Source organism: Roseateles terrae (genome assembly GCF_014192155.1).
Classification (GTDB): Bacteria; Pseudomonadota; Gammaproteobacteria; order Burkholderiales; family Burkholderiaceae_C; genus Roseateles; species Roseateles terrae.
The window spans coordinates 218264-239006 of record NZ_JACHXO010000008.1; the positions used below are offsets into that span (position 1 = coordinate 218264).

Annotated in this window: 18 protein-coding genes and 1 other RNA gene; 12 read left to right on the forward strand and 7 right to left on the reverse strand. The window is 66.1% G+C overall.

What is annotated here, in order from left to right; all coding sequences use genetic code 11:
• Window positions 1-225 precede the first annotated feature (225 nt).
• The 8 genes from ompA (at window position 226) to FHS28_RS20310 (ending at window position 6993) form a co-directional block, all read left to right on the forward strand.
• Window positions 226-879 carry an outer membrane protein OmpA gene (gene ompA / locus FHS28_RS20275; protein ID WP_088453649.1) on the forward strand — a complete coding sequence of 218 codons (654 nt, stop codon included), beginning with the start codon at window positions 226-228 and terminating at the stop codon, window positions 877-879.
• Window positions 880-983: 104 nt separating this feature from the next.
• Entirely contained in the window at window positions 984-1685 is a 702-nt protein-coding gene (gene ubiG / locus FHS28_RS20280) for a bifunctional 2-polyprenyl-6-hydroxyphenol methylase/3-demethylubiquinol 3-O-methyltransferase UbiG (protein ID WP_088453650.1), read from the forward strand.
• A 107-nt stretch (window positions 1686-1792) separates the two neighbouring features.
• Window positions 1793-2479, forward strand: coding sequence for a phosphoglycolate phosphatase (gene gph / locus FHS28_RS20285; protein ID WP_221194100.1), 687 nt, complete (start codon window positions 1793-1795; stop codon window positions 2477-2479).
• A gap of 74 nt (window positions 2480-2553) precedes the next feature.
• Window positions 2554-2926, forward strand: a transfer-messenger RNA (tmRNA) gene (gene ssrA / locus FHS28_RS20290).
• Between the two features lie 121 nt (window positions 2927-3047).
• Window positions 3048-3725 carry a paraquat-inducible protein A gene (locus FHS28_RS20295; protein WP_088453651.1) on the forward strand — a complete coding sequence of 226 codons (678 nt, stop codon included), beginning with the start codon at window positions 3048-3050 and terminating at the stop codon, window positions 3723-3725.
• A complete protein-coding gene (locus tag FHS28_RS20300; protein ID WP_246410393.1) occupies window positions 3718-4374 on the forward strand; it encodes a paraquat-inducible protein A in 657 nt (218 codons plus the stop codon). The genes FHS28_RS20295 and FHS28_RS20300 overlap by 8 nt, the downstream gene beginning before the upstream one ends.
• Entirely contained in the window at window positions 4358-6190 is a 1833-nt protein-coding gene (locus tag FHS28_RS20305) for a PqiB family protein (RefSeq protein WP_088453652.1), read from the forward strand. Before FHS28_RS20300 ends, FHS28_RS20305 begins: the two co-directional genes overlap by 17 nt.
• Complete coding sequence (locus FHS28_RS20310) at window positions 6187-6993, forward strand: PqiC family protein (protein ID WP_088453653.1); 807 nt, start codon at window positions 6187-6189, stop codon at window positions 6991-6993. Before FHS28_RS20305 ends, FHS28_RS20310 begins: the two co-directional genes overlap by 4 nt.
• A 110-nt stretch (window positions 6994-7103) precedes the next feature.
• Here FHS28_RS20310 and FHS28_RS24685 read toward each other — a convergent pair whose 3' ends face one another.
• Window positions 7104-8726: a chitinase gene (locus FHS28_RS24685; RefSeq protein ID WP_088453654.1), complete on the reverse strand. Its 1623-nt coding sequence runs from the start codon at window positions 8724-8726 to the stop codon at window positions 7104-7106.
• A gap of 353 nt (window positions 8727-9079) precedes the next feature.
• Between FHS28_RS24685 and FHS28_RS20320 the strand changes: the two genes are divergently transcribed.
• Both FHS28_RS20320 and FHS28_RS20325 read left to right on the forward strand, forming a co-directional pair.
• A complete protein-coding gene (locus tag FHS28_RS20320; protein WP_088453655.1) occupies window positions 9080-9364 on the forward strand; it encodes a hypothetical protein in 285 nt (94 codons plus the stop codon).
• Between the two features lie 132 nt (window positions 9365-9496).
• Window positions 9497-11560: an ATP-binding protein gene (locus tag FHS28_RS20325; RefSeq protein ID WP_088453656.1), complete on the forward strand. Its 2064-nt coding sequence runs from the start codon at window positions 9497-9499 to the stop codon at window positions 11558-11560.
• Here the strand turns inward: FHS28_RS20325 and FHS28_RS20330 are convergent.
• From FHS28_RS20330 to FHS28_RS20340, 3 genes are all read right to left on the reverse strand, one after another.
• Complete coding sequence (locus FHS28_RS20330) at window positions 11557-12789, reverse strand: MFS transporter (RefSeq protein WP_246410394.1); 1233 nt, start codon at window positions 12787-12789, stop codon at window positions 11557-11559. The genes FHS28_RS20325 and FHS28_RS20330 overlap by 4 nt on opposite strands.
• On the reverse strand, window positions 12789-13565 hold the full coding sequence (locus tag FHS28_RS20335) for a DeoR/GlpR family DNA-binding transcription regulator (protein ID WP_088453657.1): 777 nt from the start codon (window positions 13563-13565) through the stop codon (window positions 12789-12791). The genes FHS28_RS20330 and FHS28_RS20335 overlap by 1 nt, the downstream gene beginning before the upstream one ends.
• Window positions 13566-13790: 225 nt before the next feature.
• Complete coding sequence (locus FHS28_RS20340) at window positions 13791-14312, reverse strand: cysteine hydrolase family protein (protein WP_310736836.1); 522 nt, start codon at window positions 14310-14312, stop codon at window positions 13791-13793.
• 242 nt (window positions 14313-14554) lie between these two features.
• On the opposite strand from FHS28_RS20340, the gene FHS28_RS20345 reads away from it, so the two are divergent.
• Window positions 14555-15541 carry a helix-turn-helix domain-containing protein gene (locus FHS28_RS20345; RefSeq protein WP_088453659.1) on the forward strand — a complete coding sequence of 329 codons (987 nt, stop codon included), beginning with the start codon at window positions 14555-14557 and terminating at the stop codon, window positions 15539-15541.
• Here the strand turns inward: FHS28_RS20345 and FHS28_RS20350 are convergent.
• The 3 genes from FHS28_RS20350 to FHS28_RS20360 all read right to left on the reverse strand — a co-directional run bounded on the left by FHS28_RS20350 (window position 15529) and on the right by FHS28_RS20360 (window position 19408).
• Entirely contained in the window at window positions 15529-17727 is a 2199-nt protein-coding gene (locus FHS28_RS20350) for a TonB-dependent siderophore receptor (protein WP_088453660.1), read from the reverse strand. The genes FHS28_RS20345 and FHS28_RS20350 overlap by 13 nt on opposite strands.
• Window positions 17728-17855: 128 nt before the next feature.
• On the reverse strand, window positions 17856-18692 hold the full coding sequence (locus tag FHS28_RS20355; RefSeq protein ID WP_088453661.1) for an 8-oxoguanine DNA glycosylase: 837 nt from the start codon (window positions 18690-18692) through the stop codon (window positions 17856-17858).
• Window positions 18689-19408, reverse strand: coding sequence for a DNA adenine methylase (locus FHS28_RS20360; RefSeq protein ID WP_221194104.1), 720 nt, complete (start codon window positions 19406-19408; stop codon window positions 18689-18691). The genes FHS28_RS20355 and FHS28_RS20360 overlap by 4 nt, the downstream gene beginning before the upstream one ends.
• Before the next feature lie 116 nt (window positions 19409-19524).
• On the opposite strand from FHS28_RS20360, the gene FHS28_RS20365 reads away from it, so the two are divergent.
• A complete protein-coding gene (locus FHS28_RS20365; protein WP_184295304.1) occupies window positions 19525-20718 on the forward strand; it encodes a DUF4126 family protein in 1194 nt (397 codons plus the stop codon).
• Window positions 20719-20743 lie beyond the last annotated feature (25 nt).

Sequence of the window (20743 nt, forward strand, 5' to 3'; positions counted from 1 at the left end):
TAAATGCCCGCGCTTGTCGTACCTGCGCAACAGCTTTGCGCCCGAGGGCGGTGCACCCGGCGAGAATGAAATCGACCTGTTGCCCTATGGCACAATCGGTCGGTCCCTAGGAGAAACCCTCGGTCTTGTGCAGTAGTACGCGCGGTCCCTGGTTGCTCTTGAGGTTTTTAGTTCCGACATTGGACATTTCGCAGGGCAACTGCGGCTTTCCTTGAGAGGAGAATCATGAAGAAACTGAACCGCGTGGCGTCGCTCTTCGCTGTCGCTGCTTTGGCCACCTCCGGTGCAATGGCCCAGACCGTGGACAACTGGCGTGCAACAGACGGCACCGTTTGGAAGAACGGCACGAACGAGCTGTGCTGGCGCGATGCCTTTTGGACCCCGGCCACGGCCGCCAAGGAATGCGACGGCGCGCTGAAGCCTGCCGTGGCGCCTGCTGTGGCACCGGCTCCCGCTCCGGCTCCGGCTGCTGCCCCGACCCCGGCTCCGGCCCCGATCGTGGTCCCGCCGAAGCCCACCAGCGAAAAGGTCACCTACGCTGCTGACGCCTTCTTCGACTTCGACAAGTCGGTCCTGAAGCCGGATGCCAAGACCGCTCTGGACGACCTGGTCGGCAAGACCGGCGACATCAACCTCGAAGTGATCATTGCCGTCGGCCACACCGACAGCGTTGGTTCCGACGAGTACAACCAGAAGCTGTCGGTTCGCCGCGCTGAAGCCGTCAAGGCCTATCTGGTGAGCAAGGGTCTGGAAAAGAACCGCGTGTACACCGAAGGCAAGGGCGAGAAGCAGCCTGTGGCTGACAACGCCACCGCCGAAGGCCGCGCCAAGAACCGCCGCGTCGAAATCGAAGTGGTCGGTACCCGCGCCGTCAAGTAATCGTGCCTCACGCATCGGGCTGACAACAGCCCGTTGCTGAAACGATCAGAACCCCGCATGCCGAAAGGCCTGCGGGGTTTTTTCTTCGTCTACCATTGCGCTCCATGGCCAACGTCGATGCAAACGAACTCGCGAAATTCAGCGAGCTGGCCCACCGCTGGTGGGATACCGAAAGTGAATTCAAACCCCTGCACCGGATCAATCCGCTGCGATTGAACTGGATCGATGGCTACAGCCCATTGGCCGGCAAACGCGTGCTGGATGTGGGATGCGGGGGCGGCATCCTGGCAGATGCGATGGCCCGCAAGGGCGCGAATGTGCTGGGCATCGACCTGGCGGTGAAGTCCCTGCGGGTGGCCGAACTGCACGCCATGGAGGCGGGCACCGAGAACGTCGCGTATCAGGAGATCGCGGTGGAAGATCTCGCGGCGCAGCGCCCGGGTGAATTCGACGTGGTCACCTGCATGGAAATGCTGGAGCACGTGCCGGATCCCGCGTCGGTCGTCACGGCGCTGGGGCGTCTGGTGAAGCCTGGCGGCTGGGTGTTTCTCTCCACGCTGAACCGCAACGCCAAGTCATTTCTGATGGCGATCGTCGGCGCGGAATATGTGCTGCGCCTGCTGCCCGCCGGCACCCATGAATATGGCCGCTTCATCAAGCCTTCGGAGCTGGGGCAGATGTGCCGCGATGCCGGACTGGAACCGCAAGGCGCCAAGGGGTTGACCTTCAATCCGCTGACGCAGCGCTACAAGCTGGGCAGCGACACGGATGTGAACTACCTGCTGGCCTGCCGTCGGCCGGGTTGAGGGTCGCACCTCGCGACCTTGGATGGGGGCCAGGTCATGCCGGCCTACGGATTGAAGGGTTATTCGCCTGTCCCCTGTCGAGGGGGCGGTGCGCTGGAGTGCATGTGTTGAGCGGAAAGGAAGCGGTGAGGTCGGTGCGCGCGGTGCTGTTTGATCTGGACGGCACGCTGGTGGACAGTGCGCCTGACCTCGCTGGCGCCACCAACGACATGCTCGCGGCGCGCGGGCTGCCCGAAGTGCCGTTCGAGCGGCTGCGTCCGATGGTGGGCGCGGGCGCCCGCGGCATGATGGGCGTGGCCTTTGGCGTGACGCCTCAGGACGAGGCCTTCCCGGCGCTACGCACCGAATTCTTTGATCGTTACGAGGCGCGGCTGCTGCAGGCCACGCATCCGTTCGACGGGGTGGCCGATCTGCTGACGGGTCTGTCGGCGGCGGGCCTTCGCTGGGGCATCGTCACCAACAAGATCGAGCGCTTTGCGCTGCCACTGGCGCGCGGCATGGGCTGGGAAGGTGTGGCGTCCGCCCTGATCGGAGGCGACACCACGGCGCACAGCAAACCGCATCCGGCACCGCTGCTGGAGGCTGCGAAGCGCAGCGGCGTCGAGCCCCATCACTGCATCTATGTCGGTGACGACGCGCGCGACATCCAGGCCGGCAAGGCGGCCGGCATGCCGACGGTGGCGGTCCGCTGGGGCTACCTGGGGCAGGGCGAGCCCATCGAGGCGTGGGGGGCGGATGTGATCTTCGACCGACCCGCCGAGCTGCTGAACTGGCTGAGGATGCGCCGGGCCTGAGACACCGAGTCGCTCGGGGCCTGCTGGCCTGCAGGAGCCGGGGGGTGCGTGTATACTGGTGGCACGCTTTCATAGGGGGCGACCTGGTTTCGACGTGGGTTCTGATGCGTCGCAGGGCATGCCGAGGGCCAGTATCCTCGTAAATCCACCTGGAAACAAAGTAACTGCAAACGACTCACAGTTCGCAGCCGCAGCTTAATTGCAGCGGCCCTCTCAACGGTTGGCCTATGGGCCGGGTCTGAGCCGCAAGGCGAAGATTGAGAGGTTAATTTCATAGGCTGGCTTGTGCCCGGGCACCTTGGGTATGAGCGAGATTTAGGGTGCTGGCTGGTGAGGTAGCGTGCTGCTGCGCGACCTGACTGGCGAGATCCAAAACAGACAGCTACGCATGTAGAACTGTACGTGGACGGCTTGCGGACGGGGGTTCAATTCCCCCCGCCTCCACCAACTCTTCAATCAGTGAGTGCAATGACGCTCACTGGTCGATCGAAGGCCTGAATCTCAGCGATTCAGGCCTTTTTCTTTTCCAAGCCCTATCATCGGCACGCCTTTTGCCTTGCGTGCCCCCATGGGTTCTGATCCCCGCCCTTATCGCCACTATTTCGCCTGCGAGCACTGCGACACGCTGTATCGCCGGCCGCATCTCTCCGGCCATGAGGTGGCGCGCTGTGAGGTCTGTGGCGCGGTGCTGCTGCGCGCGAACCGGCTGAGCCTGGATCAGTGGCTGGCGCTCACCGTGGCCGCCGCCATCACCTTCCTCATCGCCAACCTGCGCCCGGTCGTCCTGATCAATTTCCAGGGCGCCCACAACGAGGCCACCGTCTGGGGCGCGATCATCGCGCTGGCGCAGCGTCCCACCGCGCCCATCGCCGTACCCATGGCGCTCACGCTCATCATCGTGCCGCTGTTGCAGATCAGCGCGCTGCTCTGGGTGCTCGGTCACGCGCGCGCCGGTCAGCGTCCTCCTGCGTTTGAACTGATGATGCGCCTGCTGGTGGGCCTGCGCCCCTGGAGCATGGTGGAGGTCTGCCTGCTGGGCATCCTGGTGTCGATGATCAAACTCTCCGACGTCGTCTCCGTGACGCTGGGCGCCGGCACCTGGGCCATGGGGGTGCTGACCATTCTGTTGGCGGTCATTGCGAGCCGGGACATGCATTGGCTGTGGGACCTGGTGGACGAGCCCGCACTCGCGCGTGAAGAAGGCCTGGCCGACGACGGCGCGGCCGCAGGAGGCCGCCTTGGCTGAGCCGCCGACCACCCAGGTCCATCGCCCGCGCGCCCACGAGCTGGGCCTCATCGGCTGCCACAGCTGTGGGCAGGTCAGCACCCGCCGCGGCATGTTCGATTCGCAGGCCTGCCCCAGGTGCGGCGCGCCCATGCATCACCGCAAGCCCAACAGCATCATCCGCGCCTGGGCGCTGCTGATCGCCGCCCTGATCCTCTATGTGCCGGCCAACCTCTATCCGGTGATGTTCACCCAGATGCTGGGCCAGCGTTCCGAGAGCACCATCATGAACGGCGTGATCGAGTTCTGGCGCTCAGGCGCCTGGGACATTGCGCTCATCATCTTCATCGCCAGCGTTGCCGTGCCGTGCACCAAGTTCGTCGCCATGGCGGTGCTGCTCGTCACGACGCAGCGGCGCAGCACCTGGGCCCAGGCCGAGCGCAGCCGCCTCTACCGCTTCGTGGAGCTGATCGGTTATTGGTCGATGCTGGACGTCGTCGTCGTTGCCCTGGTGGCCGCGCTGGTCAAATTCCGCCAGCTCAGCGACATCGAGCCCCGCATCGGCATCCTCTTCTTCGGCATGGTCGTGATTCTGACCATGCTCTCCGCCATGAGCTTCGACCCTCGCCTGATCTGGGACGCCGAGACAACGAATGAATCCTCCCGCTGACGACCCCACACCGCCGCCTCCCCCGCAGCAGCCGCCGCGGCCGCAGCCGCCATCGGAGGCCTCTCCGGCGCGTGCATCAGGAACCCCGCCGGACGCTCCGGTGTCGCCCGGGCCCGACCCGCTGGACGTGCCCCGGGTGAGCACACCCGCGGTGCGGCGACGGCGTGGCGTCTCGCTGGTTTGGATCGTGCCGGCCGTGGCCGCCATCGTGGCCCTGTCCATCTTCGCGAGAAGCTGGAGCAATGAAGGTCCGGAGATTGTCATCAGCTTCCAGACCGCCGCCGGCCTGGAGGCCGGCAAGACCCCGGTCAAATACAAGGACGTGACCGTCGGCAGCGTGCGCGACATCACGCTCAGCCCCGACCGCACCCACGTGCTGGCCACCGTCAAGCTGACGCACAGCGCCGCCGGCCTGGCACGCACCGATTCGCGCTTCTGGGTGGTGCGGCCCCGCATCGGCGCGGGCGGTGTGTCTGGCGTGGACACCTTGCTCTCCGGCGCCTACATCGGCGTGGACACCGGCAAGTCCGAAGAACCTCAGCACGACTTCAAGGGGCTGGAAGAACCGCCCGCTGTCATCAACGGCATGCCGGGCAAAACCTTCATGCTGCGTGCGACCGACCTGGGCTCGCTGGACATCGGATCGCCCGTCTATTTCAGGCGCGTGCAGGTGGGCCGTGTGGCGACCTACAAGCTCAATGAGCGGGGCACCGGCGTCGATCTGCAGATCTTTGTGGACGCCCCGTACGACCGCTTCGTCAACAGCAACACCCGGTTCTGGAACGCCAGCGGCCTGGACATCTCGCTGGGCGCCGACGGGTTGAAGCTCAATACGCAGTCGGTGGCGACCATCGTGGCCGGCGGCATTGCCTTCGCCACGCCGATGGACGATCCGAACCCGCTGAGCGCGGCGCGTACCACCTACATGCTGGCCAATGACGAGCAGACGGCGATGGCGCGGGCGGATGGTCCGCCTCAATATGCGCGATTCCGTTTCGATCAGTCCCTGCGGGGGCTGACGGTCGGCGCGCCGGTGGAGTTCCTGGGCCTGAACATCGGCCGCGTGACCGGCGTCACGCTGGATTTCGACCCGGTGCGCAAGCGCTTTCCTGCGGTTGTCAGTGCGGAGATCTTCCCGCACCGTCTGGACGCGGCCATGCAGCATGTGCCGGTGAAGGAGGGTGATCCGGAATCGGTGACGATGCAGTTCGTGAAGAACCTCGTCGAGAACGGCCTGCGCGCCGAGGCCCGCACCAGCAACCTGCTGACCGGGCAGCGCTACATCTCGCTCGAGTTCTATCCCGGTCAGCCGAAGATGACGATGGCGCTGCAGAGCCCTCTGCAGATTCCGACCATCGACAAGAAGGTGGATCAGATTCCCGAGCAGGTGGTGCACATTCTCGACAAGATCGAGAAGCTGCCGATGGAGCAGGTGGCCAACAACCTGAACAACAGCCTGCTGGAGCTCAACGGCACCTTGGTCACTTTCCATCAGACGCTCAACCAAGTGAACGGCCAGGTGCTGCCCGAAGCGACCGCAACCTTCCAGCAGGCGCAGCGCACCCTCAGTGCGGTCGGCGGCGCGGTGGGCGAAGACTCCCATCTGCAGCAGGACCTTTCCGCGACGCTGCGGGAGGTCGAGCGCTCGGCGCGGTCGCTGCGCAGTTTGACCGACATGCTGTCGCGCCATCCCGAATCGCTGATCCGCGGGCGTCCGGCGGATGGGCCTTTGCCGACATCCTCGATGTCTCCGGCCAGTGCGGCCGTCCCCGCACCGCAGCGTCCCGCCACAGCTCAGGAGGCCCGGCAGCCATGACCGCTTTGTTCAATGCTTTGGGACGACGCGAGAAGCGCGCGGTGCTGATGGGCGCCCTCGGCGCCGCATCGCTGCTGACGGCGTGCGGCTCGCCCCCCGTGACGTCCTACTACACGCTGACGCCGCCGCCGAAGCCGCTCAATGAACCCGGGATCACAGGCTCCGGCGTGAGTGGCACGACGACGGCGAGCCCCGCCACGAGGCCTGCCACGGCAAGCACGGCAGGCACGGCAAGCACCGCAAGCACGGCCGGCGTGGCGCCCTCCAATGCGACAGGCTCAGCGTCTGCCGCGTCTGCCGCGTCTGCCGGCCCTGCTGGCCCTGCTGGCCCAGCCTGGTGGATCGACGTGATGCCGGTCGGCCTTCCGGAATCGCTGGACCAGCCGCAGCTCGTCATCCGCAAGAGCGACAGCGCAGTGGTGGTGCTGGAGCAGGCGCGCTGGTCGTCGCCGCTGAGTCAGGAACTGCGGGGGGCTTTGTCCGCGCAGTTGTCCCGCCGGCTCGGCACCCAGGACGTGAATGGACTGAGCGCGCCCGCTGGCCGAGATGTGCTGCGCATCAAGGTGCAGATACGCCGGTTTGAAGCGTGGCCCGGCGAGCAGGTGCATCTGGCGGCGGACTGGACCATCGTGCAGTCCACCCACCAGGAGCGCCGCGTCAGCTGCCACACCGAGCTCAGTCAGCCGGCGGGCGCCGATGTCGGCGCGGTGGTGCAGGCGCAGCAGCGTCTGGTGGCGTCCCTGAGTGATGCAGTGGCCGCGGTGGCGGCACGCTGGCCGCAGGCAAGCTGCAGCGCGGGGTGAGCAGTGACCCAGCGCCTTGAAGCGCCGGGCCTGCTGCTCTCCGGAATGCCCCACTGCACCGCCGCACCAAAACCCATGGACCTGCGGTACTGCGGCACTCGCCCGCTGCCTTAGGGCAGCGAGTTCAACGACGACCGCACGCCCTTGGAGAAGGTCGAGCCGTCATGCCGGTCCCAGTTGATGGACCAGGTCATCACCCCGCGCAGCGTCGGATAGGCCACCGGCGGCTTGATGGCGCCGCACTGCGTCAACCGGGTCAGGCAATTCAACGCCGCGTTGATCGTCGCCAGGCTTGCCTGTCCGCTGTTGGCGGAGGAGGGCCCTGACGGCAGACCGAAGGCCACCTGATCCGGCCGCAAGCCACGGAACACATAGGGCCCAGTGCCATTGTTGGTGGTGAAGCCCTCGATCAGCATGCGGCTGGTCGCCACCAGCATGTCGGCGCTGCCTTCTGCCAATCCATTGGTGGCGTAGGGGGTGTAGACCGCGCCGTTGTTGTAGTACTGGACGTGCAGGACGTTCAGCTCGTCGCGCAGGCCGTCGATGATCGGCAGATACGCGCCCCAGATGCCGCCATAGGCCACGTAGCCGCCCTGCACGTAGGGATGCTCGGGCGCCATCGACAGGTAGAAGCCGCTGCCGATGCGGGCCTTGAGCTGCTTCACCGCGGTCACGAGGTTGGTCTGTACCGCAGCCCCGGAGGTGACGCCGGCGCCGCTTTCGAGGTCGATGTCGATGCCGTCGAAACCGTAGCGCCGCATGATGGCTTCCACGCTGGTCACGAAGTTGCTGACCTGTGTGGCGTTGTTCAGCGTCACCGTGCCGTTCTGGCCGCCGAAGGACAGCACCACCTTCTTGCCTTTGGCCCGTGCGGCCGCGACATCCGCGATGAAGCGGGCCTCGCCGCCAGCGCCGCTGTCCAGGTTGAAGGCGATGTTGCCGTTGCCCGCGTCGTCGGCGAATGCCACAACGATGACGTCATAGTCGGCCGACACCTCGCTGATGGGGAAGGTCGGGCCCGAGGGGTTGGTGAAGTTGTGCCAGTAGCCGATCAACTGATGGGCGCCCGGGGCAGGGGCCGGACCGGGAGCAGGCGCCGGCGTGGGGGCCGGTGAAGGTGCCGGCGACGGTGATGGTGATGGTGAGGGCGATGGCGATGGCGATGGCGATGGCGATGGCGATGGCGACGGGCCTGGTGCCGGCGCGCCGCTGTAGATCGTCCATGGCTGGCCGGAGCCGCTCGGGCCGTTGTGGGTGGACGGCCGGTCGCCCTGGGTCCACCAGTTGGCGCGATACAGCACGCCGCCCTCGCTCACGATGGCGCCGCCCGGATAAGCGGTGGTGGCACTCCAGGTGCCATTGGGTGCAGGGGCGGGTGCAGGGGAAGGCGAGGGGCTTGGCACCGGCGTCGGCGTCGGCGCCGGCGACGGAGACGGAGACGGAGACGGAGTGGGCGAGGGACTGCCCGTCGCCGGTCCGACCAGCGTCCACAACGACGCATTCGTCGGATTCCAGCCGGTGCTGCTGTAGTCGGTCTGGTTGACGTTGGCCCGGTAGAGCTGACCGTTGTAGCTCACCACCGTGCCAGCGGTGTAGTAGGTGTCCGGTTTCCAGGCCGCCGTCTGTGCGGCCACCTGCAGGCTGAATGCGGCGGCGCTGACGGCAACCAGTGCGCGCAGCGGGTGGGCCAGGCCGCGAGCGGGGCGTGAAAGGGAACGTCGGTGCGGGGTCATGGGCAGTTCCAGAGTTGAAGTCCAGCGAGGTGGCGCAGCCACCCGGAAAGTCGCTGAATGCGCTTGCATCGAGCGACACCGTCGTCGGTGGAATCAAACTGGTATTACGAAAAATTGATTGAAGACCACCGCTTGGATACCACTTTCGGGAATTGGGTGAAAAAGGTCGCGAGGGGAAACCCTGAGTCGTGGTGACAAAACGTGGTGACACACGAAGCTCGAATCGCCGCCCTTCAGCGCCACCACGCGTGCACCTCCGGCGTGGCGCTTCGTCCTACATCAAAGCCCGGTGAAGACCCGCAGCCGGCGAGTGCCCCGATGGATAACGTTGGACTCAACACAGGAGCACATACATGGACAAAGCCCTCGCCCCCTTCAGCAAGTCGCAAGCCGTTCACATGGCCGGCATTCCGGAGCAGGTGATCGATTCACTGCTGGATACCGATCTGCTGGATTCCAGCGCGGGCAACCGCTTCACCTTCCAGGATCTGGTGCTGCTGCATGCTGCGCGTCGTCTGCAGGATCAGGGCGTGGCGAGTGACCGCATCATTGCGGCGCTGGCCAATGTCCGCAGATCGCTGGTGCCGGCCGCTTATCAGGACAGCCTGCGCTTCAAGGGCAGCGCGAAACCGCATTGAGCCCCGCCGACTGACCTCCAACAGGGTTTTCCTCGCACACTGTTGCCGAATGCCGGCGCTGTGTGAGCCGCGACCGCAGACGACACTGCGACAATCGTCGGCCGCATTTAATGCAACGAGGAGTCAGGATCCATGCCCTACCCGGAGGTTGTCGAGGAGGTTGCGAGTCGATCGCAACTTCGACTGGCCATCGGGCTGTCGCTCCTGTTGCTGGCGTTCGTCGCCATCGTCTTCCCCCATGCCGCCCAGCCGCTGATCGTCTTGCCGCACGTCAGCGGCATGTATGGCGCCGCGATTGCAATGATCGATCTGGCGACCTTCTGGTTGCTGATTTCGGCCTCCCATCAACCCCGTTCTCATGCCGTGATCGCCGCCGCGTACCTGTACGGCGGCTTGATGGCGGTGCTGCACGTGCTGTGTTTTCCGGGCGCGGTGTTTATTGAGGGCGCGGTCATTGGCTCGTCCCATGCGGCGAGCCTCGTCTTCATCACCTGGCGGGCCGGTTTTCCGCTCTTCATCCTCTGGGCAGTGCTCGTCGAGGGCCTGCCGGAGCGCACCCAGAGCGCCGCAGCCAGCCGGATGCCCACATTCGTCGCTGTGCTCGCCGTCGCCGCCGTGTTTTTTGCGGCGCAGTGGACCGACGTCGCCGCGATGGACACTGCCGGCCCCCAGCAACGATTCAGTGCGTTCACCGTCTACGGGTCTTATATCGCGGCGATCATCGCGGTGGTGGCCATCGGCCTCATCTGGCTGCGCGAACTTCATCACCGGTCGATCTTTGTCTGGCTGATGTTTGTGCTGACCGCCGAGGCGGCCGGTGTCTGGCTCAGCACCTACAGCGGCGGACGCTACACGCTGGCTTGGTACACGACGCGGGTGGAAGGGTTGGTTGCCAGTGCCGTGCTGCTGCTGCTGCTGGCTCAGCATTTCCGGCGCCTGCAACGGCACCTGGCGGAGACAGTCGGTGTGCTCAAGGCCCGCACCGATGACCTGCAGGCGGAAATCCATCGCCGTGAAAGTGCCGAGGCCAAACTCGCCCAGGCCAAGAAGATGGAAGCGGTGGGGCAATTGGGCGCGGGGCTGTCCCACGATCTGAACAACATCCTGCAGGTCATTACCGGGCGGCTGTCCATCCTGCACCGTCGTGCGGGTGCTCTGGCGGACGCCGACGTGGAAGTGATTCGGCGCAATGTCCGCAAGGCCGAAGCGATGACGCGGCAGCTGACGCTGTTGTCCGGCCGTCGGCGGATGAATGCCCAGCCGCTGCATCTGGCCACGGCGGTGACCGACATCGTTGATTCGGTACGGCCGCTGCTGGACGGACGTTATTCGGTGAAGCTGGATCTGGCGCCGGATCTTCCTGACCTGGCGCTGGATCCGCTGGAGCTGGAAATCGCGCTGACCAATCTGATGACGAATGCGCGCGACGCCATGCCGGACGGCGGCGTGATTGAGCTGCGTGCGAATGTGGATGCCACCCCGGACGGACCGTCCGCCGTGATGCTGACGGTGAAGGACCGCGGCGCCGGGATCCGGCCGGAGGTGATGGAGCGCATCTTCGAGCCCTTCTTCACCACCAAGGAGCCGGGCAAGGGCACCGGCCTGGGCCTGGCGCAGGTCTACGGTTTTGCCAAGGCCAGTGGGGGCCAGGTGGAGGTAGACAGCCGGCTGGGGCAGGGGACGCGGATGACGCTGGTGTTTCCGCTCGCTGCGGTGGCCATCGGCGCTGCAGCGAGCGGCGTGACCGAGGAGGGCGGCAGCGCAGCCGATGGGCAGGGCCGGAAGGCCCGCCCATCGGGTCTGGGTCCGGCGATGGCAGGCGCCGCGACCTCATCGCCGATCCAGGCCGGTGAAGTCATCCTGCTGGTCGACGACAACGACGACGTTCGCGACGCCTCGCAGCAGTTGCTGGCCGCCGGCGGCTTTGCGGTCCGCGCCGCGCAGGATGCGCATGAGGCGCTGCGGCTGATGGACGAAGGCCTGGTGCCGGATGTGCTGATCTCCGACATCGTGATGCCGGGTGGCGTCAACGGCGTGGAGCTGGCACGGCGGATCAAGGCACGCCGGCCGGATGTGCGGGTGGTGCTGGTGACCGGCTACAGCGACGTGGCTCAGAGCGCGAGCGAAGAAGGCTATCCGGTGGTCCGCAAGCCTTACGACCTGGCTTCGTTGCTCAGTGTGCTGGGACGAGGTTAAGGGGCGCGCGCCACCCGGCCTGCGCTGACGGGCACCAGGCACAGCAGTCCGGCCAGCAGCCAGAAAGCGGTGGAGAGTCCCACGCCCTGGGCGATGAAACCGATCAGCGCCGGGCCGAGCAGCACGCCGGCATAACCGGTGGTGGTTACCGCAGCCACCGCAAAGGCCGGTGGCATCGCGCTTTGCTGGCCGGCACGGCGGAACAGCACCGGCACCAGGTTGGAAGCGCCCAGGCCCACCATCACGAAGCCGACGGCGGCCAGTGCCGCCACCGGCGCGAGGATGACCACTGCCACCCCGAGCGCGCCGAGCAGACCGCCGGCGATCAGCGTGGTGCGGTCACCCAGCCGGGAGACCAGCGCATCGCCGGTGAAGCGGCCCACCGTCATCGCGACGGAGAACAGCATGAAACCGAGTCCGCCGTGGGCGGTGGAGACCAGATTCGTGCTGGTCATGAGCAGGGCGCTCCAATCCAGAACCGCGCCTTCAACCAGGAAGGTCACGCCGGCCAGTGCCGCCAGCAGCAGCACGATGCCGCGCGGCGCGACGAACAGTGGTCCGTGGCTGGCGCTGGCGGTGATGAGCAAATAGGGCCAGGCCATCAGCATGGCGGCCGCCATCAGCACTCCGCCCAGCAAGGTGGCGTGCAGTGGCTCGAAGTCCAGTGACAGCAGCAGCGTCATGAAACCCGCACCGGCGAAGCCACCCACGCTGTAGAGCGCATGAAACCCGGACATCAGCGGCCGGCGGCTCTGCTTTTCCACTTCCACCGCATTGACGTTCATCGCCACGTCCAGCGAGCCCAGGCACGCGCCAAAGACGGCCAGGGCCACACCCAGCGTGAGCGGCGTCGACAGGACGGACAGCAGCGGCAGCACCAGCGCCATGCCCAGGCCACTGGCGACGATCAGGGCCTTGGTGCCGTAGCGGGCGCTGATCATGCCGGCCATGACCATGGCCGAGACGGAGCCCAGTCCCAGGCACAGCAGCAGCGCGCCGAGTGCGCCTTCGTCAATGGCGAGGCGATGACGGGCGAAGGGCACCAGCGGCGCCCAGCAGGCCACGCCGAAACCGGCCACCAGAAAGGCCAGCCGGACGGCGAGGCGGTTTTCCGGACGGTCGTTGTGGGCGGCGTCGCTGCGCTCGCTCTCGGGCGGGATCGGGCCGGAAGCGGCGTGCGAAGAGCTGCCATCAGCGCCCGTGGGCCCGGCTTGGGAAGTGACGCTCATCAGAGAGACTCCGCCTGAAGGATGTGAAGACCGCCGTCGCGCAGCGGGCGAATCAGTCGGTCATCGGCGTCATGCTCGATCACCACGGTGTGCAGCTCGGACAGGGCCGCGAAGGGGTAGTGCACCGGCGCGCCGAGCTTGTCGCTGGAGAGCAGGGCGGTGCGCTGGCGGCTGCGGGCCACCAGGGTGCGTTTGAAGACGACTTCGTTGAAGTGGGTGGCCATGGCGCCGTCTTCGACAGTGAGGCCGCAGACGCCGACAAAGCAGCGGTCGATGCGCAGTTGCTGGAGGCTGTGCACCGCTGCCGCATCGACGCTGCCGCCCAGGTGCGGGTCGACCTGCCCGCCGATGAGCAGCAGCCGCAGGTCCTGACGCCGCAACGCGGCGGCGGCGACGTCCACGCCATTGGTGGCGATGGTGAGGTCGGCATCCTCCGGCAGATGTTCGATCATCGTGACGTGGGTGCTGCCGCTGTCGAGGAAGACCAGCTCGCCGGGTTGGACGAGTGCTGCGCCGGCGCGGGCGAGGGCGGTCTTGCGCTCGGGATGCTCATGCAGACGCGCCGTGATGGGGCGGTCGTGGCTGGGAATCGGGATGGCGCCCCCATAGACACGGCGGCACAGACCCTGCGCCGCCAGAGCGCGCAGATCACGGCGGATCGCGTCTTCCGACAGGGCGAATTCAGCCGCCAGCTCGGCTGCCACCACGGGCTGGCCGGCGGCGAGGCGGTCCGCAATGAGGTCACGGCGGGCGCGGGGAAGGTCGGGTGCAGTCATGGCATCAGGAGCGATTTACCGCTCTATGATGCCAGAGGATTCGCGTTTGTGCACGTTGTTGCACGATGTACGCGAGCGAGGAGCATGGCGATGCTCCCCCCAGTCACCTCACCCGACCTGACTGCAAGGGAGGCGACGAGACCGCCGCGCAACCGCTCGTCGCGGCCTTTTGCGCCGGCCTTCTGCGCCGGCCTTTTGCGGCGACCTCAGCAGCCACCTTGGCGGTCAGCCGGTTCGAGCCACCTGTAGGGAGCGGTGATCCACCTCGGCAAGCGTCACACGCGTCGACAACGCATTGAGCGCAATCGCGTTCATCAGCGGGCTCACCGTACTGCACGCATCCTTCAGCACCGTGATGGACCGGTAGTGATCTGCCTGACGGGACAGCGCCGTGTGGGTGACGCAGTTGTGGGTCATCATGCCGCACAGCACCAACGCATCGACGCCGAGCCGCTGCAAGGTCTCATGAAGTGGCGTGCGTTCGAAGCTGTCTGCAAATCGCTTCACGATGACCGGCGCATCCGGCGCTGCGGCGCGGACGGCGGGATGCAGCGCGGCGCCCTCGGTGCCTTCGTTGAAGAAGGGCGCGGTGCCGCGCGACGGGTCGGCGAGATGCTGCACGAGGACGACCGGCATCTGCAACTGGTGCGCCTGCGCGATGGCGCGCAGCACGGCGGCCAGCGCGGCGTCGGTATCGGCCAGCGGGAACGCTCCCTCAGGGAAGTAGTCGTTCTGCAGGTCGATCACGATCAAGGCCGGGCGGTTTGACGGTGGGGTCGCGGGAGATGTTGCTGACCCGGTGGCCGGGGCGGTGGGCGAGGCAGTGGTTTGGGCGGTGACGTGGGCGGTGGCACTCATGGAAGAACTCCTGGTGAGAACATGACCGCATTCTTCGCAGCTGGAGCCTTCGCGGCCAGTGGCCCGAATTCCGTTCACCGGTAAGATCGGGCCAATATGGGCAGGATCGATCCTGCCAAGGACCGTCGCGCATGAGTTCATCACCTTCTGTCCAGGCGCGCATCCGCGTGGCCGTCATTGCCTTCGACGGCATCAGTCCCTTTCATCTCGCCATTCCCGGCGTGGTGTTTGGGGAATCACTCACGGACGCCAATCCGTTTGAGCTGCGACTGCTGCGGGCTGACCCAGAACCCTTGCGCACCCGCGCGGGCTACAGCATCACCGGCCTGAAGTCGCTGAATGCGCTCAAGGACATCGACATCGTCGTGGTGCCGAGCTGGCGTGATGTCGATGAGCGACCGCCGGAACGCCTGCTTCGGGCGCTGCGCAAAGCCCATGCCGACGGCGCCTATGTCGTGGGCCTGTGTCTGGGCGCTCATGTGCTGGCCGAGGCGGGGCTGCTGGAGGGCCGCACGGCCACGACCCATTGGCAATATGCGCAGGACATGGCGGCGCGTTTTCCGGCCGTCACGGTGAATGCCGATGTGCTGTATATCGAGAGCGATCGCGTCATGACGTCCGCCGGCACCGCAGCCGGGCTGGATGCCTGCCTGCAGATCGTGCGCCAGCGTCTGGGGAGCGACCGGGCCAATCAGGCGGCGCGGCGGCTGGTGATTCCGCCGCACCGGGAAGGCGGGCAGGCGCAGTTCATCGAGCAGCCGGTGCCAGCCAGAGAGGGCGGGAGCCGTTTGACGGGTCTGTTCGACTCGGTGCGCTCACGCCTGCACGAGGCTCACGATGTGGACAGCCTCGCGGCCGAGGCCTTCATGAGCCGCCGAAGCTTCACGCGGCAGTTCAAGGCGCTGACTGGAACGACGGTGCTCAAATGGCTGCTGACGGAACGGCTGCAGTTTGCGCAGCAACTGCTCGAGCGCAGTGACCGGTCCATCGAGGAGGTCGGCACGCTGGCGGGATTCGGCTCTGCCGAATCCCTGCGACTTCATTTCAGGCGGGCATTCCGGACCACCCCGACGGAGTGGCGACGGCGTTTCCGCCATCAACCCGCTCAGAGCTTGTAGTTCAGCGTCACGGCGGCATTGCGCGGGGCGCCATAGATGGCACCGTAGGCGATGCCCCGCAGGTACTTCTTGTCCAGCAAGTTGTTGACGTTCAGACGGATCGACGTCTTGTCGTTCAGGTCATAGCTCGCGAAGGCGTCTGCGACCATGTAGGCCCCTTGCGTCGCATTCGGTCCTACAACGACCGACTGCCAGCGTCCGGCCACGCCCAGACGCAGACCCGGCACCGTGTCCATGCGGGTGTCAAACACGGCATTGATGGTGGTGCGCGGCACCCAGTTGTAGATGGCATTGCCATCCGGACCAGTCAGGATCAGCCGGGTGTAGCCGACGGTCATCTTGCTGTCGCGGCTCAGCCGGCCGGTCGCTTCGAATTCAAAGCCCTTGGACCGCACATCCTTCGGCACATAGAACGCCGTCTTGTCGGCCAGATCGCCCGCATAGGTGGCCAGGCCGAGCTGCTCGGCCTTGAAGAGCGCAAAGGTGGTCAGCAGCTGCTTGTTCAGCCACTCGGACTTCACCCCCACTTCCACGTTCTTGCCTTTGACCGGATCCAGGTAGTTCTTGTTGGCGTCCGTCTGGTCCTGGTTCTGGAAGATGGTGGAGTAGGACACATAGCCCATCACATCGGGTGTGAAGTCGTAGGTCAGGCCGGCGTAGGGGGTGGTCTTTTTGGTGTCCGGATAGTTGACGGCATTGGCGGCATTGCCATAAGCCGACGACCCTTCACGCTCCAGCTTGATCGCATTCACGCCCAGGATGGTTTTGAGGTTCTCCGACAGGGACAGTCGAACGACGCCGTACAGGCGGGTCAGCGTCTGTTCACCGCTGCGGTCGAAGGTCCGGGCGCCCCAGGTCGGCTCGGTATAGGCGTCGCCGCCATACGGGAAGGCGGGCAGTGGCAGATACATCTGAGCAGCCGGCGCAGCGAAGAGGTCGGTGCTGGTGGTCTGCGTGGAGCGGCTGATGCCGAACATCGTCGAATGGGCACGGCCCATGGCGTTGAACGCACCGCTGACGCTGAGGTCGAACAGGCGGTTGTTGGTCCTGGTGGACGCGTGATAGGGCCAGCCATACAGACCAGTGTTGTCGAGATTCAGCCCGCCGCCATTGGTGTAGGCATACAGCAGCTTGGTGTTCTCTTCGTTGTGGCGGAAGTTGGAGGTCGCCTTCAGCTCCCAGCCCTTGGCCAGCTCGTGGGTGTATTCAACGAATGCGCTTTGCGACTTCGTGTTCCAGTAGGTCCAATCGACCGAGGTGGAGGCGGACTGATCGAATTCGGCCTGGGTGCCGTCCACGCGCTTCACGATGAGCGATCCCCACATCGGCGAGTGCTGCTTCGAGTCGTTCAGCGAGACGCCGAAGGTCAGGGTGCCGGCCCGGCCAATCTGGCCATCGACCACGCCGTAAACGGTGGAGCGCTTGTCGTTCAGTGCACGCAGATAGGAATCCTTGTCCTCATGCACAACCACCAGTCGACCGGCCCAGCGGCCGTCTTGCGTCAGCACCTTGTTGTAGTCCAGCGCGCCGCGCAGCTGGCCCCACTGGCCGTAGGTCAGGTTCACTTCGCCGCCGTCCACATTGGTCGGACGCTTGCGGATGTAGTTGATGGTGCCGGAGGCATTGCCCACACCCGTCAGCATGCCGTTGGCGCCGCGGATCAGCTCGATGCGTTCGAACAGGTAGGTGTCCTGCTGGCCAACGACAGTGCCCCAGTCATTGGTCATGCCGACACCGTCGATCTGGGTGAGCTGCACTTCGAAGCCGCGCGAATTGAAGGTGGCGCGGTTGGTCTCGTACTGATCGACATTGACGCCGGTGGCCAGCTTCAGGGCGTCATTGGCACCGGTCAGGCCGAAGTTGGCCATGTCGTCCTTGTCCAGGGTGCTGATGGACTGCGGCGTGTCCTTGATGGCGATCGGCAGGCCGACCGCACCCTTGGACAGCCGCGTTTCGCGCTTGACCTGCACGTAAATCCGGTCCAGCGAGCCGTCCGCCGTGCGGGTGGCGGCGCCGCTGGCGCTGGTGCCAGTGCCTGCGGTGCTCGCTGTGGCAGCCGCGGCTGCGGCAGCGTTCGCAGTGGAGGGCGCGGGCTGGGCAGAGGCTGCCGCTTCCTGGGCGCGTGCGTCTCCCAATGCCAGGCAGGCAGCAAAGGCGCAGGCGGTCATGAGGAAGGGGTGCGTCATCGAGTTCTCCATGTAGAGGTGACACCACCGTCACCCAGCCGCGGAGTCTAGATCTAAATGCGAATAATTCTTAACCTACCAGTCTGAAGCGTGCGAATGGAGAAAATCCGTGTGGTTTTTCAGCAAGTTCAGCCGGTGAAGACCAGCGACAGCTGCTCAGGCGCCTGGGCGCGACGAGCGGGCGCCGCCTGGGGCTGTGGCTCGGTCGCTTTCAGGTAGTCCGCGAGGAAGCGGGCGGTTTCCGGCGAGCGGATCAGCTCCAGCGCCATGACGGCTTCCAGATCCGGCGGGGCCACGCTCATCACCTTGCTCAGCTGCAGGAAGCGCGCTTCCATTTCGAGGTAGTGACGCTCCACGGTCAGCTTGCGGCCGAACAGGCCCATGACCTGACCGACGCGCAGCACGTAGTTGTCCAGCAGCGCCACATCGGTCGCGCCCGACCACTTCCGCACGATGCCCGAGGCCGACTTCGGACCCAGGCCCGGCAGGGCCATCAGCCAGTCGCGCAGTTCCCGGCCCTGCAGGGTGGCCGGCACGTCGAAGATGGCGGGCAGAGTGATCGACAGGTACTTGGCCCGTTGTGCCGCGAGGCGATAGGTCACCTGCTGGTCGCCGACCGTCAGCGGCTCGCTCAGCCAGTCCAGGACCTGCGCTTCCGTCACACCGGCCTGTGCAAATGCACCCAGTCCGCGCAGCCGCTCGAAGGCGGCCTGGGCCACCGCAGCGGTCACGCCCTGACCGCCCAGCAGCCATGCGCCCACTTCTTCCGCCAGCGTGCGGCTGGAACGATAGATCGGTGTGTCCTGCTCCAGACGCCAGGTCAGCGCCCGCTGCAGCCAGTACGCCGCGGCGGGGAATTCATCGGCATGGCCCCAGCGCACGCCGGGCATCACTGGCTGGTCGGGGGCGGGGATTTCGCGCTGCAGGGAACCGTGTCGGGTCAGGATGGCAAGAATCTGGGTCATACGGAAATGCTCCGGGGAGCAACGGGATAGGTGTCGTGCAGCCATTGGGTGAACGCATGGCGTTCAGCCGGGTCCATGGCTCTCACTCGGTCTTGCAGGCGCTCCATGCGCCGTTTCAATGTCTGCCGTTCGCGAAAGTTGTCTCCGCGGTGGCGGCTGTCGTGTAGCTGGTCGGGTGGCTCGAAGTTGAACCACAAGGTCTCTGTCCTGACGTCGGTATGGGTCTTGGCTTGAAAGCTTCTCTGATTCCATCCGCCGAGCAGCTCGTCATACAGCGGATGGGCATATCCCGACACGATCACCGGACAGGGCAGCCTGGCCAGCAAGGAGAGCAGCTCCACATGGTCCTCGACCTGGTAGTCGCATCGATACACGCGGGGCTGACGTCGGGTCTCCGGGTGATAGGGCGGGTCCACATAGACCAGTTCGTCCCCCAGAAACGAATAGCGGGCGAGGAATTCCTCCGCCCGCCCGCATATCAGTTCAAGGTCTGGATACGCAGAGTCCGTGGGCGGATCGGCCGTCCGTGCGCGCCATTGGGCGACCACACGTTCATCGGCATCAATGCCGATGGAATGCTCGGCGGGCCGCTTGTTGCGCAGGACGGCACCGCCGCCCAGATGCGTCTCGATGTAGACGCGATGCGGCGGCATCAGGTTGATGATGTGCTGATAGGTTTTGCCCTTGCCGCCTGGATACTTCATGGGCTGAATCATCGTCAGAAATGACGATGATGTCAATGGGTGAGCGATGGGGGCGGGCACTGTCCAAGCGCTGTCCCGGGGATGAACCGGCGATGTCCCGTGGCATGCGGATTGCCAAGTTTGCACCCATGAACATCGATCACAACGAAGACAGCGACGTCCTTCTGGGTGTTGCATCGGGTCTGGCGGCTGGCCTGGTCGGCGCGCTGGTGATGACAGGCTTTCAGTCGGCGCTGGCGCGCGGCGGGGTCACTTCCGGCGTGAAGGGGTCTCCCTCCACCGAGAAGGCCGCCAACCGGGCGTCACGGCTGGTGACCGGGCGGCCGGTGCCGTACGGCCGGCGGGAAGCCGCAGGCGAGGCGGTGCACTACGCCACCGGTTCGCTGGTGGGCGGGCTGTACGGCGCCGCAGCGGAACTGCAGCCGGTGGTCACGGCCGGGCAGGGGGCCGCCTTCGGGGTGGTCGCCGCGACCGTCGTCGATGAGACGCTGGTGCCCGCCTTCCGGCTGGGCGACCCGGTCTGGCGTGCGCCCGCCGCGTCCCACCCCTATTCGTATGCATCGCATGTGGTGTATGGGACCGCCACCGAAGGCGCTCGCAAACTCTTCCGCCGTTTCTTCGGCAAGGTGAAGGAGGGGGCAGATCAGATCCGCCGTTCCGGCTGGACGCTGCGCGAGGCCCTGCGTCAGGGGGCGTCGATGAGGCAGACCGAAGCGCTGGCACGTGCGCGGGATGCGCGGGCGGTGAACGAGGGATCGGCCTCTGCATCGAACGAGCTGGCCGCCCTGGACGGCACGCGGGCGCATCGAAGCGATGCACGTCGACCATCTGCCTCCCGTCAGACGCTGCTGATGGCCTTCCTGCTCGGCGCGACGGCGGGTCCGCGCACCAGCGCTCCCATCACTGCCGTGACCTGGGCGGCGCGGCTGGGTCTGATCTCGGTGAAGGATTCGCCGCTGTCCGGTCTGGCCAGCAACAAGGCTGTGGCCGTAACCACACCGATGGCGCTGGGCGAGCTGGTGGTGGACAAGCTGCCGTCCACGCCGGACCGCACGCAGCCGGTCGGGGTGGTGGCGCGGGTCGCCAGCGGCGCGGTGTCGGGGGCCGCGCTGGCCGGCGGTCGGTCCGCGTCTGCGGCGCTCGCGGGTGCCGCGGGTTCGATCGTGGCGACCTACCTCGGGCATGCGATCCGTACCCGGGTCTCGCGCGCACTGGGCAACGATTGGGCGGTGGCCGCGACGGAAGATCTGCTGGCTTACGGCGGCGCCGCGATGGTGTGCGTCGCCTCACTGGCTCCGGATCGGGACGACGACGCGGCGTGAAGCCCCTTGCTGCGGGCCGCGTCCG